The 242-nt window shown below is 40.5% G+C and carries 1 protein-coding gene; it reads left to right on the top strand.

The window, feature by feature from the left end; all coding sequences use genetic code 11:
- Positions 1-242, top strand: a 242-nt coding sequence (locus tag AAEY62_RS24330) for a protease-associated domain-containing protein (protein WP_502935570.1), incomplete at both ends; no start/stop codon positions are given.

Genomic DNA, 242 nt, shown 5'->3' with positions numbered 1-242 from the left:
ACTCAGACCTGGTATCAAAAATTGGTGGTAAAAACTACCAATACAAAACAGACATGGTAATGGGCAGTAGTCGCATTAGCGAAAACCAAGCAATTGAAAACTCTGAGCTCGTATTTGTTGGTTACGGCGTTAATGCACCAGAGTATAACTGGAACGATTACGAAGGCTTAGATGTTAAAGGCAAAACGGTAGTAATGCTGGTAAACGATCCGGGCTTTGCAACTAAAAACCCTGATTTATTC

This window comes from Pseudoalteromonas sp. GW168-MNA-CIBAN-0100 (genome assembly GCF_040309225.1).
Taxonomy (GTDB): Bacteria; Pseudomonadota; Gammaproteobacteria; order Enterobacterales; family Alteromonadaceae; genus Pseudoalteromonas; species Pseudoalteromonas arctica.
This window is presented reverse-complemented; position numbering and strand designations above follow the sequence as displayed.